The sequence below is a fragment of the Streptomyces adustus genome, assembly GCF_009377175.1.
GTDB classification, from domain to species: Bacteria; Actinomycetota; Actinomycetes; order Streptomycetales; family Streptomycetaceae; genus Streptomyces; species Streptomyces adustus.
Window position 1 is genome coordinate 1 of record NZ_VJZD01000254.1, and the last position, 13,398, is coordinate 13,398.

Below are 13,398 nucleotides of genomic sequence, written 5' to 3' on the forward strand. Positions count from 1 at the left end.
CCCCCCACCCCCACCGCCTGCCGCGCCACCCCGCAGCTCTTCGTCTACGACATCGGTGACGCCGATTCGGCGCGAGCCGACCAGGCCAAGCTCGCCTGCGCCGCCTGCCCGATTGCGACCGCCTGCCTGAAATGGAGCCTCGCCCACCCCGCTCTGACCACCGAGGGCATCTGGGCAGGCACCACCCCCCGGCAACGCACGGCACTGCGGCGCCGGCTCGCCGACCGTCTTGGCGCGGACTGGACCGCCGTGGTCGCCGACCACGACCAGCGGCTGCGTGAGCAGCGCGAAATAGCCCGGCACACCCCACTCACCGTCGGCCAGGCCCGCATCGTGCGCATGGACCGTGAACTGAACGGGCCCATGCCGCGGCCACGCACGATCACCCCCATCCAGCAACGACGCAACTTGGCCCGGCTCGTCGCCGGTGTCGTGTAGGAGGACGCGGTCATGGACGAGCCCGTCATAGTCCTGGACGGATACCTGGACGACCAGACCCTGCCCGACGACCTTCACGGCACCACTGCCGCGTTCCAGCTGGTCGTCTCCCCTACCGACAAGCGCATCGACGAACTCGTCATGCCGTGCCAGACCGCGGATCCCGCTCTTGCGCACGCCGCGTTGCACGAGCTGGGAGCCAGCGACCTGCTGCGCGTCACCGGCCACTTGCGACTGCCCAGGGCCCCGGGCGACGGAATGCGCCTGCACGTCACGGCCATCGCCGTGCTGGAGAGCGGATGCGAGCTGGCAAGCGTCGCCACCGACGACGACCTGGCCCCCGAAGCTCTCTCCGAGGTGGGCGTCATCGAGCGGTACGGCGCCTACCAGGTGTGGCACGACCCCGACACCGGCCGCAGCAGCGTCTGGCACACCACCGGCTGCTGGGTCGGCGACACCGACCCGGCCGGCCTCGGCACGGCCATCACCGCGCACGAGACGACCAGTCCCCGCCCCGACCACGAATAGCGCCGCCCCCACACCTTGGCGGCCGATCCGTACCGCGCCGGCCGCCAAGGCCTATCCATCTGAAGGGACGCCCGTGCAACCGACTCCCGTCGAGCTGACGTCGTTCGGCTTCCTCCACCTTCCTAAGGACGCCGACGGCCGCCCTGTCCCGCCATCGGCGGACCGCATCGAGGATGTCCGGGACCGCCTCCGCGACCCGGCCGCAGCCCGCGACATCCTCGACCTGGACGGCCTCAACCCCCGAGTCCAGGACATCGTCCTGAACACTCCTGGCGCCCGTGAACTCATAGCCAACCTCGCCGACTACGCCGACCTCCCCGCCGGCCCCCGCCGCATCGCGATCGGATGTGCAGGCGGCAGACACCGTGCCAGCAGCCTCACCGAAATCCTGGCCCGAGCACTTCGCGACCGCGGCCGAGAGGTCGTAGTCGAGCACCTGCACGTCCATCTCCCGCGCGTCCTCAAGACGACGGTCGACACCGCCACCGGAGCGAGCGCATGACCACCACAGGCCTGTACGAGATCGGGACCAGCGAGGGCGACGACGGCACGATGCACCCTGTCGAACAGCTCTGGACACCCGGCGAGGACGCGGTGGAGAACGGCTTCCTCGCCCACCACGACCTTCGCATCACCGGGATCGACGACCCCACCGACGATCACCTCTACCCGGTCGCGTTCCTCGTGCTCGGGCACCAGAAGTGGGCCGACATCATCGAGTCCGCTGCTGCGTACATGGCGCGGATCCACGGGGGGCGGAACCTGGACCTGTACCCGGGCGAAGACCCGGCGGTGCTTATCCCTCGCATCCCGCGCGCCGTCCACACCCACGGCGTCTTCTTACGGCACCCGCACCCGGACCACGACGGATGCGGGTGCGAGTGGGACGACACCTGGCGCATGGTCTGGGCGCCGCCCACGAGGTGCGGAGCGATCCCGATCACCGCCATGCGGCACCCCGCCGCACCCACGAACGCTGCCGGCATTCCCGACCCCGACCAGATCCCGACCGCGACGTGGGCGACCTGAACACACGACTGATCACAGCGAAGGCCCGGTTCCCCCGCGACTGCGGGGGAACCGGGCCTTCTTGCGTTTCCGGCAACGCTCTCCGCTGTGAGGGATCAGACGGGCTGTTCAGCCAGCTCCTTCAGGAGCGCGCTGTACTCCGCAGGGTGCTCCCGGCGCAGGATGTCCAGCCAGACGCGAGCGCCTTGAGCGAAGACGGCTGGCTCCATCTTCAGATGCAGATGGGTAACCACGGAGAATGCGTCGTCGTAAGGCAGTCTCCTCGGCTGGCCGCTGCCTGCCGCAGCCTCAGCCTGCTCAGTGTCAGCAGCCGGGGTATTAACGGCGTTAACGGTCGGCTCGGCTTCCCTGTCGCCCTCGGAGGTATTAACGGCGTTAACGGTCTCAGCCGGAGTGCCGCCCCCTTCGGGCTTGGGACGACGCTGGCGCGGAGGCTTAACGGCGTTAATAGCCGTCTCCGCCGCCTCCGCCTGCTGGTCCTTCGGCAGACGTCCGATCCGGCGGGCCGGCTCCACCTTCAGCTCGCCTGCCTCGACCTTCTCCTGCAGGTCCGGGGTCAGTTCCAGAAGGGCCAGTCGCTGCGACACCCAAGCCGGTGTCTTACCCAGGCGCTTCGCCACCTGCCCCTGGGACCCGTGAGTCTGCACGAGCTGCTGGATGGCCCTGGCCTGGTCCAGCGGCGGCACGTCCACACGGTGAATGTTCGCGATGAGCGCGGACTCCAGGATGTCCTCTGCTGTCGCAGCGAGCTCGTCATGAACGTCGATCCGCAGTTCCGCAAGGCCCGCCAGATCGGCCGCAGCCAAGCGCCGGTTTCCGTCGATGACGACATACTCGGCCGCACCCAGGGCATCCTCCTGCCCCGGGTGCGCTTCCAGGAAAGCTGCCCTTCGCACCACGGTGACAGGCTGGATCTGCCCCTTGGCCTGAAGAGACTCCGCAGTCTCTTCGATATCAGTGAGCTCATCCCGCGGGTTGAACGGATTGCCTGCGAGCAGCTTCAACTCCACCGCCGCCGGCGGCCGCTTACCCTCACCGCTCATAATCTGCTGACGAGTGCGGATACGGCGCGGCGCAGCCTGCACGCCACCCTCTCCCTCATCCATGCTGAATCCGCGGGTGATCCGCTGCGGCGGGGGAGTCATACGGCAAGCTCCTTGGCCAGATCGCGCATGACCTGCGCGTGTTCACTGTCGGGGGCGTACTCCAGCAACGGGATCTCACCATCGGCGGCCTCACGGCCTTCCTTCAGGTCTCCGATCACCGCGAGGACAGGCGGGGAACTGCTCTTCTCCCACTGCTCCCTGTTCTCCTGCACGAGCTTGCCGCGGCGGCTGTCATACGCGTTGATGATCAGACCGATGTAGTCGACCTGGATCCGGCCCTTCTTGCACAGATCGCCCATCTGTCGGCTGAGGAGACGGAACGCCCGGTGCGAGGCCTTGTTTGCCCACACAGGAGTGATCACCCCGGAGCGGTCAGCGAGCTCCCCATCACGGCGGCGGACGTAGTAGAGCGCCGTGTCCATGTTCAGGCCCAGGCTGGGGGGCCCGTCGATGATGATGACGTCGTAGTCCGCTTCGAGCGGCTCCAGGGCCCGTTCCAGGGCGGCCTCGCTGAAGCTCACCTTGGACAGAGCAACGTCGCGCAGGAACGCGTCGTCGGAGGCGGGGAGCAGATGCAGCCGCTCACCGAACCGCTCGCCGTCCAGGGCCACCAGCAGATCGTGTATGTCGCCCTTGGCGGTGCCATCCATGTGCATCATCAGCGTCTCGACGTCGTCCTCGTACATGAGGTCCTCGAAGCCGAGTTCCGCTGTGAGGTGCCCCTGCGGGTCGTAGTCGACGATCAGCACCCGGTGGCCGGCTTCCGCCAGAGCCTGAGCGATCCCGGAAGAGAGGAACGTCTTACCGACGCCGCCCTTCTGATTGGCCACTATGACCCGCACGACCGGCTGCGACACCAGCGGCGCGGAGGGCGACGGGTGGTTGTCGAGCCACAGGGTCAACGCCTGCGCGAGCCCCTGCACGTAGGTGACGCCCCGGTCTGAGCAGGCGGCCTTGAACTTGTCCGGCTCACCGACGGGAAGGAACGTGCCCCACGTCTTCGCGCCGTCGGTCTTGGCTTCGGGAAGGCCGCTCGCCGAGTACCAGGCGTTGATCGCGTGCTCGGTCGCGTCCTGAATGTCCATTCCGTGCTCAAAGGCGCGGATCTTCAAGTGCCGACGCAACTGGGGAGTGAGGGCTGTAATTAGCTTCTCTCGCTCTCCCCGTGGGCTTGGGATGCTCATGTGGCCGAACATTACTAGGTCAACTCCGATTTGGTGCAGAACCCGTCTCTTCCCTCTTGCTCACCGCGTCGTTCAGATCCTGCTGGGCTCCGAGACCGCTGGAGAAACCAGCTGTCCCTGCCGATGACGGGCTGCCACACTGCGCGGGTGACTACGCAGCAACTCCCCTTCCCCGTGCCGGATCCGCGAGCTCACAACTTCGTCGACCAGTACGCGGACATGCACGACCTCGTGCAGGACCTCGTCGTTCCGGCTGGCGTCCCCGACGCGGCAGCGACCGTCCTCAACACCGCGCGGGAGCTGCTGCGCCAGTCCTACTTCTGCTACGAGTTCTCTACCGTGGCCGTGTTGCACTCGCTCATCGCGGTGGAGATGGTGCTTCGCTCGAAGGTCCCGAACGCCGGAAAGGCACCGCTGCAGAGGCTCATCAAACAAGCCGCTGATTCGGGACTCCTGACCGCGGACCAGGCCGACCTGCTCGACACAGGCCGGGAGATCCGCAACAAGATGGCGCATGGAGAGATGACGCACACGGCGATGCCGCCAGCCATGGCGATCCCAATGGTGCGGACCTCGTTCACCATCGTGACCGCACTGTGCGGTCCGTCGTCGGGCTGACCCTGAGCTGAGCAGAGCGGCTCGATGCCGCCGTGCGGCCGACGCACGAGCGCGCGTCGGCCCACCCCCCCATACGACCAGCTTGCCGTCCAGCGCCGTCCTAACGAGCAGCTCCACAGCGCTGGCCGCGTCGCGCGGGTCCGGTGCTCAGGGCGCCGTCGTACGGTTACTGCACCCGCGTGCAGTGCCTCCGTCGGCGGCCTGGCGGGGCTGGCGGCGTGCAGACGTTGCTGCAGGAGTTACCGGCCGGGGTCTGTAGCAGAGGCGAGACCTCGGTGCGGTGATATTGCTGAGTCTCGCTCGAGGCTGAACACGGTGCGGTTGGCTGTGATCCGCAGGCGCAGTGGACAGGCGAGCCGACATGTCGCCGATCCCTGTTGCGATCCGTGAACCACGACCCGGACTCCTGCCCCCAACCGGCCACCCGCGGACGCCCCGGCTTCCGCCTGACCCTTCCCAGCTGTACCTGAGCTTTGCTGTCGGCGTGGAACTCAGTTCTGACCGTTTTATGGTCGAACTGAGCACATCCGTCGCTGGTTCGACCTCTGTCACGAAGGTGTCGAATCGGTGGATGTACTCACGCTGTGGATCTTGGGCGTGGCGGGCGCTGTGAGCGTCCTTCTGTTCACAGCACGCGGCATTCTGGACCAGCTTCCCGAAGTCTTCGCGGCCTGGCATCGGGCCAGACGAGCGATCCGCGACCGAGCTGACGACGACAGACTTCCCTGACGCCCTGCGGGCGGCCCGCCCGTCCAGACTGCTCGGCCGCCTTGGTGTGCCGATGGAGACGAGCGTCGCCTGCGCACCCGGCCCGCGGCGGCGGCGATGCTGCGCAACCGGCGCCGTCCAGGCTGCGCAATCGGTGCTCGACTGGCTTTGTTGGCAGCGTGAACAAAGCCAGTCGTACCGGTTACTGCGCCTGCGCGCGGGTGCTGGTGAAGCGAACGGCAGGTCCCCAGGCTTCCCGTGCGAGGGTCATGCACCACTGGCAGAGCGGGAGGCCGCCGCTGCCGTACTTGTGGGTGGAGCGCTGGCACCCGGAGCAGGGACCGACCAGCGTGCTGGGGCAAGCGAAGGTGGAGGGGTCCGGTTCGCTGACCGGCGGGGGAGTGGCGGTGGTCATCGGCGTGGGTCCTGTTCCTGGCGACGGGCGTATCACCGTGGACGCAGCATAGGAACCGGACGGTACAGGCGTTCGGTCAGCGCGCCGCGGCGAGTGGGGAGAGCGGGGCCGGGCGGCTGGGATAAGTCGAGGATGCCGAGCACCGCGTCGGGCTGGCAGTGGGTGCAGGCTTGCAGGCCCGCGGTGAGCAGCCGGCGGGCCTCATCGCGGTCGACGGGACGTCGGCGCTTGCCCGCCATGTGGCAGTCGCCGGCGTGGACCTGGACCGGCGGGCGCCCTACCCCGAGACCGAGCTCCACGATCCATTCGGGCGGCCGCGGCCTGCTCCGATGGCCGTGTGCCTCTTCTGCCTGGCGCTGCTGGAGCGCCTGGATCTTCGCGTCGATGCGCTGTACCCACATCGCATGCCACACCCGCAAGGTCTGCAGACGCTCCAGGTCCGGAGGCAAGTCATCGAACATATTTTTGATTCTATGCGGCTATTCGGCGATAGCTCACAGAGCTGGCTCGATGTCCTGTGCCGTCAGAAGTTGAGCATGTGCCGTCGAAGGTTGGGCTCGCGGTGTTCTGTAGCGGCTGCGTAGGTGAAAACCACTCACCTACTTGGGTTCATGGACAGCAGGAGGCCCGGTGGGTCGTTTGCGAAGTTAGTCGTGTGCAGCCTGTTGACCTGGGTTGACTAGGTTGGATGTCGACCAGTGGTGGTGTATCTGGGAGCTGACACCGCTTCTCGCCTCCGCCGCCCCCACCGCGCCATGGTCCCCCTACCCGTCCGAGCCCTGGCAGCCACTGATGCTGACCGACACGCGGCTGCCGGCCTGACGTTAGAGTCGAGCCCGCGCTTCAACTGCTGAGTGAGTGATCCGCAACGCTGCGCCTTTGGGGGCAGCCTGCTACCGAGGAAAGGCCCGTGTTTGGGAGGGCGTTTCACGCGTCGGCTTCTGCCTCTTCGTCCGTACTGGTTTCATCCTCGATCAGCCCGTACGGCGGACGGTCCTCGTTCCGGCTGTAGCGCACCACCACACTGCTTTCCACCAGCGGTGGCGGGCTGTTGTCGGCGACGATGAGCTGTGCTCGGCTACCGCGCTCTGCGAGCCAGAGGGCGAGGTGGTGGTAGAAGTCGTCGATGGCGACGGCGTCCGCGATCACGGCATCGAGGGTGCCACCGTGGCCGAGGTTTTTCTGGGGGCTGTCGATCATGAGGAATCCCGGGTGTGCGGCCCCTGCTTCGACGGCGATTTCGAAGACGGCCAGCTGCCAGGCCAGGGTGAGCAGGGTGCGGGCGCCGGAGGAGGCTTCCTGGTACGGCTCACCGCGTACGAAGGGGGTGAGGTCGGTCTTGATGAGGGGCGTACTGACCTTGGGGTAGCGCCAGGCTCGCAGGAGCTCGCCGTATCGGCCGCTGATCTTGGCGATGACCCGATCGCGGTCGCGGGAGGCGTCTCCGAGTTGTGCGAGTTCCTCGCGGAGACGGGCGATCTGGGCTTCGTGGCGTTCCACGGCGTCGGCCCGTTTGGCAAGTCCTTCGCGGAGTTTGACCGCGCTCTCGGCCTGTTCGAGTTGGCGCAGGACCTGTTCGCGCCTTCGGTGGAGGTCGTCGCGGGCGGCGAGGAACGGTGAGACGGAGGGCGACGTCGCGGCGTCCAGCGCGGCGGCGGCTTCCTCTTCCCGGACGGCCGCTTCTTCCGCCCGGAGTTTGAGTGCGGCGAGCGAGGCGCCGAGCTCATCGATGTAGGTGGTGATCTCCTTGAGGCGGGCCTTGGTGGACCGGGTCTCGGCCGCGACGTCCACCCGGTCGTCCCCGGCCTGGCTGCCGGTGTCGGCAGCGCCCAGGACCAATGTTCCTTCCGCTGCTGTCAGTTCGTGGCGGCAGAGGCTGCAGCGTCCGTTGTCGGCGGTGGGGGGCGCCGACAGCCGGTTCAGGCAGGCGGGGCAGGTGGTGACGCTCAGGGGGTCGAAGATCTGCTGTGCCTCGCCGAGCATGCCGAGCTTCAGGAGATCGTCGGCGTACTGTGCGCGGAGAGGCATCAGGCGTTGGAGCTGTGTTTCGCAGTCCCGCAGGACCGCTGCCGCCCGGTGAGAAGTCTGGGCCGCCTCTTTGTGCTGGTGGCGCAGCTGGGCCGCGAATTCCGTTCCCGCCTGCGCCCGGCGGTCCAACTCCGTGAGCTGGCTCGTGATGTCAGCCAGCTCCTGTTCGTGGACGGCAGGTGTGGGTTCACCGTCCAGTGCTGTGGGAGCCTGCTCCACGACGAAGGCACGGGCTGCTGCGAGTTCGGCTTTGGCACGGTTGAGGCGGCCGCCGAGTTCCTGGATGCGCTGGCCGAGTTCGACGGCGCGGTCGTCATGGACCCCGAAGGCGACGTCAACGACCTGCCGCAGCTTGTGCTTGCGCATGTAGTCGTTCTCGAACAGGAAATTCTTGTCCGCGACGCGTTCGTTGGGCAGGAAGGCGAGCCACATCAAGTCGCGGAAGCTGAGCGGGTCCGTGCGAGATTCGCTGTTAGTGGGCGCTTCGCGTAGCTGGACGCCTTCGAGCTTGCAGTGACTCAGGAGGAGGGAGGACAGGCTCTCCGGTGCCCCGGGCGGGTCGATGGGCCTGCTCTCGGCCCTGGAGGTGGGCCTGCTGTCGAGTGTTCCGCGACGTACGAAGGCGATCTTCGAGGGCTCTCCGACCGACCGCTCGATCACGTGCGGCTCGCCGGAGAGTTCGACCTCCAGGAGGCATGAACGGACCCTTCGCAGCACCTCCTGGTGGCGGGGGTGCCGTTTCGCGCCGAGCCCGTAGGCGATGAATTCCAGGACCGCTGTTTTGCCGGAGCTGAATGCCCCGGCGATGACGGAGAGGTTCCGTACCCGTTGTTCGGCGGTGAAATCGACGTTGTAGGACCGCTCCATGCCGACCAGGCGTAGACGGCGGATCCGGATGCCGGGAAGCGGCTCCATGGTGATCATCCCTCCCAGGACGTTTCCAGCAACGGGCCTGGCCCCAGGACGCTCATGAGGGCAGCTGCGGGTCCGTCGGGTCCGTCCGGCCTGAGCCACCGTGCGGTCTGCTCGCGCAGCCTTTTGTCGCTGAGTTTGCGGAGCTGGCGGACGACGATGTCTGCGGCGGTAGCAAAGGAGGTGGCGTAGGTGGCGGTGAACTGTCCGCCGAGGTGCTGACCGGCCTCTGTGATCGAGTAGGTGAGGGAGCCGTTGCGATTTCGGACCTGGCAGCACCCATAGGCCACCAGGAGCGCCAAGTCGTGCTGGATCCGTTCTCGCCGGCTCGTGAATCGCTGTGAAGAGGACGCGTAGGCAAGGACCTGCGGGTCGAATCCGGCCAGCCGGAGGAGGCTCGCGTCCCGGCCCTCGGAGGGAATCACGAGGAAGGGGTTCGCGGACAGGAAGTCGTAGTACCCGATGCGTTCCAGGGTCGCCCCGTTTGCGTCCTGTGCGGCGACGGCGTCAAGGAGCAGCAGCAGTTGAGCGAGACGGAAAGGTACTTCGTCCTCGGGCATCACAACCGGCCGGTCTGCTTGCACGGCATGCTCCTCGTTAGTGGTCGAGCGGTACGGACGGATGCGAACCCTCAGTCGTCGGCATGACCGCTCGCGATCTTCCGCCAGTGCGTGACCCACCCTGCCCGACGGTTGTCGACCAGCCGGTGGACCAGACCCCAGCTGTGCGTCACCTCCAGACGCAGCACTTTGGGCAGTTTGTCGTGCTCGCCGCGCACCTCGCGCCATACCCGGCCGTGCAGAGCAGCGAGGGTGCCTTCGGCCGAGCATTCGTTGAACTGCATCTCCCACACCCCGTGAAGGGTGGCGTCAGCAGAGCTCAGTGCGGCAACCTCAGCTGGCACGCCCTTGTGTGCGACTTCGCGCGCCACCAGGTCGGCGTTGAAGAACTGCCGTTTCGCCGAGTCCAGTTCGACGTGGCCGGCCTCGGTCATCTGGCGCACGAACAGAGCCGAGTCGAGCGCCGCCGCCTTGTCCTCCTCCACGTCCAGCACGAGGCGTATCTGTTCCTGGGCGGGGGCGGCGGGTGCCGTGAAGGGCTCGTAGTAGGCGCGGCGTACCTGGTCACCTTCGGGGCTCAGCAGCTTTTTCACGAGCTTGGTTTCGTCCCACAGCTCGATGACGAGGCCATGCGCCTTCTCCTGCCGCTTCTTCCAGCCGTCCCACCATTGGGCTGCCGGCCCGTCCATGCTTGAGGGGATGCACAGGATCCAGAGCGTGATGGTGTGGCCGTTGGCCGCCGCGGCTTTCAGTCCGTTCGCGAGGGACTCGCGAATCTGCTGAGACTGGCTGGTCGTGGTCTTCGGCATGAAGTACTTGGACTGCCAGACCGTGATGGCGCCCCCGAGGTCACCGGCGAAAGCGTCGATTCCCCAGTCGCCCGGATTCGCGGCAATCATCCGGACGTTCGGATTGGTCGCACTGGCGAGCTGCGCAAGCATCTTCTCGAAGTCGGCCCGTGCTCCGTCCGCGCTTCCGGTCCGCAGTTCGTGTACTCCGAAATGGATGGGTGGAACACCAGCTGCCACCGGCATGGAGTTGTCCAACCTGCACCCCCGGATCTCGCAGGCAAGCCGAACGAACCGTGTTCAGCTGGCTGTTCACCCTGCGCCACACACAGTAACGGCCGTCAGCGTACGTGTTACGGAATCATTCGATCAAGGTGCTTGCGCCCGGCAGTATCCCGGCAGTGGCACAGTGGATGGGGCTGGTGTGCCTGGCGATCGGAGGTCACCGAGTCGACAGGCGGGAGTTCGGCAAGGGAAGGCGTGATCACCGTGCTCTCCACTGCCGTCACCACTCGTCCTGGCGGTAGCCATAGTCCGAGGGGTCCTCCCGATTTTTTTCCACGGCGTCCTCCCAGCAACTCCCGCACAGACTGGTACTGCCGTCGGCCACATCGGTTGGACGTCCGCACCGGTCGCACGGGAACAGGGCGGGGAAAGCAACGGAGCAGGCGAAGCAGAAGGAGACTTCCCCCACGGGATCGCTGAGGATCCGGATCCCCCACCCGAGCATCCACTCCCCGCACTGCGGGCAGGTGTTGAGCTCGCTCGGCTCGTCCTGGCCCTCTGCCCGGAAGAACGACAGCAGTTCCTCCGGCTCCCAACGGCTCGCGCAGAACCGGCACGCGGCGATCGGGCCCCCGTCCGGGCCGGCCGCCTCGCCGAGTACGAGCGCCATCTGGTCGCAGTCGGGGCACCGAATGGTCCGGTTCTCGGCCCCCTCCTTCTTGACCTCGCCGCGGATGCGGTTCGTTCGTTCCTTCACGAAGGTGTTGATGTTGGCCAGGCCCCCACGCAGCCCGCGTAGTGTCGCCTCGGCCTCCTTCCTCTCTTTAAGGCCGAGACGGGGCAGAAGCTCCTCATCGACGAAGCGGATCAGGAAGTCAAGGACTTCACCAGCCTTGGCCTCCACCGCGCGGGCCGGGGCAGTCAGGCCGAAGTGCTGCAGCTTGTTGCGGTGCTTGACCAGGCCGGTAAGTACCTTTTCTTCCTTGTCGGTGATGGGCACGGCCGCGATGTTCCGCAGGCGGGTCACGGCCTGGTCGGCGGTGACGCTGGAGAGCGTGGCCTCCTCGAGGGCCTTGCGGGTGGCGTCCTCGGGTTTGCTGAAAACCAGGCTCCAGTGCTCGGCCATCAGCCGGGCCTTGAGTAGCACCTCGACGGCGGCCTGGAGGTGGAGGACCGCGTACTTCACGTCCCGGGGGGTGACCCCCGACTCGTTCTCATCAAGGTGCTCCACGACGCTCGCCAGGTAGTCCAGCCCGTTGCGCACGAGCGGGAAGTCCAGCTGGGCAGGAGCGGAGCGCGACCGGACTCGGGGCCGCCAAGGCCTCGGCGGCGGGCTTGTCTCGGTCGGTATCGCAGTTTCGCCGCTCTCCACATGTTCTTGGCTCGGCGCCATCGCCCGTCCACACCCCGCATCCTGACCCGGCCTGATGTCCGGTTTTCTCGCGTCGGAGAAGGAGAGGCTATCCGACGTCATGGGGGTGATCCCGGTGGTGGAGTGGTTGGGGCCAGCTCGTCTGGGAGTGGCGTAAGCGTGGGGGCCGCGGCGTTCTGTTGTACGCATTCGAGGTGACTCAAGCCCCGTTCGGCGTCGGCGAGGTCGAGGAGCCGGTCCGTCTGCCGTCGTCGCACTGACTCTGAGCGGAAGCGGGAAACGGCGGCGAGCACCTCCGTGAGGCTGCGGGCCACTGCCCCGAGCAAGACAGGGGACAGGATGAGGGCCGCGATCCATGTTGGGGCACCACCGATAGCTGTCAGGCCTGCAGCGGTGAGGCCGCTGACAGCATCGGGGATACGGGGTGCGGTCATGGTCGGGGCTCCAGGTGTGAGGCGGCGGCACGTACGGGCAGGACCTTGGCGGCCAGGGGGCTTAGCCGCGCAAGCCCCGACGGCATTGATCTGGCGAGTCGATTGCCGGTCGGGCCTCCGGGTCAGTCCGGCGCCCCATACGGCCTTGTGGGGCACGGCAAAGGCCCGGACCGTTCGTCGGTCAGGGCCTTTCCCGCTGACGCCTCCAAACGAGCGTTTTGCCGCACTGTTTCCGGTGCGGGGGTTAGCCGCGCAAGTCCGGATGGCACTGGCACCGGGGCGCAGGTACGGCCCAAAGCCCGTGTGTCCGGCGTGCAGGGCCGGGACGGGGCGGGCAGCACGATGACGCAGACGGTTGCAAGCTCCGCAAGTCCCGGCGTCTGCACTCCCGGAGGCCGGGTGCTGTGCCTCTACACCGCCCCTCGCCTAGCCCCGCAAGTCCGGCTGTTGCATGGGTTATGCCGTAATCCGGAGCGGATGTGACGCGCGGCCGCCGACTGGTCCGGCCGGGGGCCTGGCTGTGGTGGCGGGGTGTCGCTTGCAGAGAAATTCGAACAGGAGTTCCAATGAGGGGATGGACCGTGTTGCCCTTCCCCACGACCTGGTGCTGCTGCAAGCCGCCTGGTACCGCACCTACGACGCTCTTGCCGTGTCCCGTCCGGCCCGCACGGCGGTGCTGCGCCGCCGCCTGTACGCCCTGTCGGCCCGGTTGCTCTGGCACCCGTACTGGTCGCGGCCGGCCGTGGCGGTCCCGGCCGCGCGGGCGGAGCTCCGTCGCCGGGGCCGGGCGCTGGAGCGTGCCCGGTGAGGCGCCGGCCGGAGCACCTGACGGAACGCGAGGAAGAGATCCTCGGTCACATCCGCCGGGCGATCGTCGACCGCGGGGAGGCCCTGTCGGTGCGGGAGCTGGGTGCGGCGCTGGGACTGAGCATACGACGTGCCCACGCCTTCGCGGACGAGGGACGCGTCATAGAGTTATTGCCGAGACAGGCCGCACAAGGCCATGAAAGGAACCCAGAGTTCGCGGACTTATCCTTCAGGGAAACTTTCCAG

At 67.2% G+C, this 13,398-nt stretch carries 14 protein-coding genes; 7 read left to right on the plus strand and 7 right to left on the minus strand.

From position 1 onward, the window contains the following. The 4 genes from FNH09_RS38105 to FNH09_RS38120 form a co-directional block, all read left to right on the plus strand. Positions 1-438: WhiB family transcriptional regulator (locus tag FNH09_RS38105; RefSeq protein WP_152894451.1), on the plus strand; the 438-nt coding region annotated here is incomplete at its 5' end. Positions 439-450: 12 nt separating this feature from the next. Then, positions 451-966, plus strand: coding sequence for a hypothetical protein (locus FNH09_RS38110; protein WP_152894452.1), 516 nt, complete (start codon positions 451-453; stop codon positions 964-966). A 73-nt stretch (positions 967-1,039) separates the two neighbouring features. Further along, positions 1,040-1,468, plus strand: a complete 429-nt coding sequence (locus FNH09_RS38115; protein ID WP_162469718.1) for a RapZ C-terminal domain-containing protein — start codon at positions 1,040-1,042, stop codon at positions 1,466-1,468. Beyond that, positions 1,465-1,995 carry a hypothetical protein gene (locus FNH09_RS38120; protein WP_152894453.1) on the plus strand — a complete coding sequence of 177 codons (531 nt, stop codon included), beginning with the start codon at positions 1,465-1,467 and terminating at the stop codon, positions 1,993-1,995. Before FNH09_RS38115 ends, FNH09_RS38120 begins: the two co-directional genes overlap by 4 nt. A 95-nt stretch (positions 1,996-2,090) precedes the next feature. On the opposite strand, the gene FNH09_RS38125 is transcribed toward FNH09_RS38120, so the two are convergent. Next, positions 2,091-3,140, minus strand: a complete 1,050-nt coding sequence (locus tag FNH09_RS38125) for a ParB/RepB/Spo0J family partition protein (protein ID WP_152894454.1) — start codon at positions 3,138-3,140, stop codon at positions 2,091-2,093. Beyond that, positions 3,137-4,213: a ParA family protein gene (locus tag FNH09_RS38130; protein ID WP_152894455.1), complete on the minus strand. Its 1,077-nt coding sequence runs from the start codon at positions 4,211-4,213 to the stop codon at positions 3,137-3,139. The genes FNH09_RS38125 and FNH09_RS38130 overlap by 4 nt, the downstream gene beginning before the upstream one ends. Before the next feature lie 291 nt (positions 4,214-4,504). On the opposite strand from FNH09_RS38130, the gene FNH09_RS38135 reads away from it, so the two are divergent. Beyond that, positions 4,505-4,903 carry a hypothetical protein gene (locus FNH09_RS38135; protein ID WP_238427348.1) on the plus strand — a complete coding sequence of 133 codons (399 nt, stop codon included), beginning with the start codon at positions 4,505-4,507 and terminating at the stop codon, positions 4,901-4,903. Between the two features lie 1,155 nt (positions 4,904-6,058). Here FNH09_RS38135 and FNH09_RS38145 read toward each other — a convergent pair. The 5 genes from FNH09_RS38145 to FNH09_RS38165 form a co-directional block, all read right to left on the minus strand. After that, positions 6,059-6,487: a DUF6233 domain-containing protein gene (locus FNH09_RS38145; RefSeq protein WP_238427349.1), complete on the minus strand. Its 429-nt coding sequence runs from the start codon at positions 6,485-6,487 to the stop codon at positions 6,059-6,061. Positions 6,488-6,953: 466 nt separating this feature from the next. Next, complete coding sequence (locus FNH09_RS38150) at positions 6,954-8,969, minus strand: DNA recombination protein RecN (protein WP_238427350.1); 2,016 nt, start codon at positions 8,967-8,969, stop codon at positions 6,954-6,956. Between the two features lie 5 nt (positions 8,970-8,974). After that, positions 8,975-9,550, minus strand: coding sequence for an ABC-three component system middle component 2 (locus tag FNH09_RS38155; protein ID WP_162469720.1), 576 nt, complete (start codon positions 9,548-9,550; stop codon positions 8,975-8,977). 47 nt (positions 9,551-9,597) lie between these two features. Beyond that, positions 9,598-10,467, minus strand: coding sequence for a serine/threonine protein kinase (locus tag FNH09_RS38160; protein ID WP_152894459.1), 870 nt, complete (start codon positions 10,465-10,467; stop codon positions 9,598-9,600). A gap of 352 nt (positions 10,468-10,819) precedes the next feature. Continuing rightward, the gene (locus tag FNH09_RS38165; RefSeq protein WP_152894460.1) at positions 10,820-11,803 is read right to left on the minus strand and encodes a serine/arginine repetitive matrix protein 1; all 984 of its coding nucleotides are present in this window, start codon (positions 11,801-11,803) and stop codon (positions 10,820-10,822) included. 1,116 nt (positions 11,804-12,919) lie between these two features. On the opposite strand from FNH09_RS38165, the gene FNH09_RS38170 reads away from it, so the two are divergent. Both FNH09_RS38170 and FNH09_RS49165 read left to right on the plus strand, forming a co-directional pair. Then, positions 12,920-13,153: a hypothetical protein gene (locus FNH09_RS38170; RefSeq protein ID WP_152894461.1), complete on the plus strand. Its 234-nt coding sequence runs from the start codon at positions 12,920-12,922 to the stop codon at positions 13,151-13,153. Further along, a partial coding sequence (locus FNH09_RS49165; protein WP_238427351.1) for a LexA family protein occupies positions 13,150-13,398 on the plus strand: 249 nt, incomplete at its 3' end. The genes FNH09_RS38170 and FNH09_RS49165, both read left to right, overlap by 4 nt.